General features: G+C 72.8%; 3 protein-coding genes. All 3 read right to left on the reverse strand.

Annotation, left to right across the window (positions count from 1 at the left end; translation table 11 throughout):
• Positions 1-74, reverse strand: a 74-nt coding sequence (locus tag ABZ281_RS46420; protein ID WP_356664540.1) for a DUF2510 domain-containing protein, incomplete at its 3' end; no start/stop codon positions are given.
• A gap of 45 nt (positions 75-119) precedes the next feature.
• Entirely contained in the window at positions 120-905 is a 786-nt protein-coding gene (locus tag ABZ281_RS46425; protein WP_356664538.1) for a 3-oxoacyl-ACP reductase, read from the reverse strand.
• Positions 902-2239, reverse strand: a complete 1338-nt coding sequence (locus ABZ281_RS46430) for an aldehyde dehydrogenase family protein (protein WP_356664542.1) — start codon at positions 2237-2239, stop codon at positions 902-904. Before ABZ281_RS46430 ends, ABZ281_RS46425 begins: the two co-directional genes overlap by 4 nt.
• Positions 2240-2290: the final 51 nt, after the last annotated feature.

Raw genomic sequence — 2290 nt, forward strand, 5'->3', positions numbered from 1 at the left:
CAGGCCGTGCCGTCCCACCAGCGCTGCAGGTGCGGGGCGTGCGGGTCGGGATACCAGCCGGGCGGCGGCGTCATGCTCATCCCGGCACTGTAGGGCGCTCGGGCCCTGCGGACACTCGCCTACAGGGGTGTGACGTACGCCCCCGCGATCCCGCCGTCGACCAGGAAGTCGGTGGCGTTCACGAACGAGGAGTCGTCGCTGGCCAGGAAGGCCACGGCGGCGGCGATCTCCTCGGCCTCGGCGAACCGGCCCAGCGGGATGTGCACCAGGCGGCGCGCGGCCCGCTCCGGGTCCTTGGCGAACAGCTCTTGGAGGAGGGGGGTGTTGACCGGGCCGGGGCACAGGGCGTTCACGCGGATGCCCTCCCGGGCGAACTGCACGCCCAGTTCACGGGACATGGCGAGGACGCCGCCCTTGGAGGCCGTGTAGGAGATCTGGGAGGTGGCCGCGCCCATCCTGGCGACGAAGGAGGCGGTGTTGATGATCGAGCCCCGGCCCTGGCGCCGCATGTGGGGAATGGCTGCCTTGCAGCACAGGTAGACGGAGGTGAGGTTGACCTCCTGGACGCGCTTCCAGGCCTCCAGGCCGGTCTCCAGGATGGAGTCGTCGTCGGGCGGGGAGATGCCGGCGTTGTTGAAGGCGATGTCGACGCTGCCGTAGGTGTCGTAGGCGGTCTGGAAGAGGGCCTCGACCTGCTCGGGGTCGGTCACCTCGACCTTCACGAAGGTGCCGCCGACCTCCTCGGCGGCGGCCTTGCCGCGGGTGTCGTCGACGTCGCCGCAGACGACGTGGGCGCCCTCGGAGGCGAGGCGGCGGGCGGCGGCGAGACCGATGCCGCTGCCGGCTCCGGTGACGACGGCGGTACGGCCGACCAGGCGGCGGCAGATGTTCTCCTGGGCAGTCACTGTGCGGGGCCCTCCGTGCTGATGAAGACGTTCTTGGTTTCGGTGAAGGCGGCCAGGGCGTCGGGGCCGAGCTCGCGGCCGACGCCGGACTTCTTGTAGCCGCCGAACGGGGTCCAGTAGCGGACGCTGGCATGGGAGTTGACCGAGAGGTTGCCGGCGCGGACGGCCTGGGAGACACGCAGGGCGCGGCCGACGTCGCGGGTCCAGATGGAGCCGGAGAGGCCGTAGGGGGTGCCGTTGGCGAGGCGGATCGCGTCCTGCTCGTCGGTGAACGGCAGCAGGACGGCGACGGGGCCGAAGATCTCCTCGCAGGCGGCGGCCGAGTCGGGGCTCTCCCCGGTGAGGACGGTCGGCGGGAACCAGAAGCCCGGCCCCTCGGGTGCGCTGCCCCGCAGGGCCGGGGCGCCGTCCGGTACGAAGCCCCGGACCCGGTCGAGCTGCTGCCGGGAGATCAGCGGGCCCATCTGGGTCTTCTCGTCGGACGGGTCGCCCACCACCACAGCGGACAGGGCGTCGGCGAGCAGCTCGCGAACCTCGTCGTAGACGGACTCCTGGACCAGGACGCGGGTGCGGGCGCAGCAGTCCTGGCCGGAGTTGTCGAGGAAGGAGAAGGGGTCGACGGCGGTCTTCAGATCTGCGTCGGCGAAGACGATGTTGGGGCTCTTGCCGCCGAGTTCGAGGGTGACGGGCTTGACCTGCTCGGCGCCGAGGGCCGCGACGCGTGTCCCGGTCCGGGTGGAGCCGGTGAAGACGATCTTGGCGACGCCGGGGTGCCGGACCAGGGCGTCGCCCGTGATGTCGCCGCGTCCGGGCAGGACCTGGAAGAGGTGCTCCGGGAGCCCGGCCTCCAGGGCGAGTTCGGCGAGGCGCAGCGCGGTGAGGGGCGTGGTCTCGGCGGGCTTGAGAATGACCGCGTTGCCGGCCGCGAGGGCGGGGGCGGTGCCCCAGGCGGCGATCGGCAGGGGGAAGTTCCAGGGCGCGATCACGCCGACGACGCCGAGCGGCTCGAGGATCGTGACGTTCAGTCCGCCGGGCACCGGGATCTGCCGGCCGGTGAGCCGCTCCACTCCCCCGGCCGCGTAGTCCAGCAGGTCACGGACGTTGCCGGCCTCCCAGCGGGCGTTGCCGATGAGGTGGCCGGCCTCCCGGACCTCCAGGCGTGCCAGCTCCTCCAGGTGCTCGTCGACGGTGGCCGCGAAGCGGCGCAGCAGCCGGGCGCGGTCCGCGGGGGGCAGGGCGGCCCAGGTCCGCTGTGCCCTGGCGGCCCAGGTGACGGCGGTGTCGACGTCGGCCGGGCTCGCCCCGGCGACGGCGGCGACGACCTCCTCGGTCATCTGGTGCGTGGCGTTGCGGCCCTCGAAGTTCGGGCCCAGCGTCCAGCCCTT

It is taken from the genome of Streptomyces sp. NPDC006265 (assembly GCF_040613555.1).
Classification (GTDB): domain Bacteria; phylum Actinomycetota; class Actinomycetes; order Streptomycetales; family Streptomycetaceae; genus Streptomyces.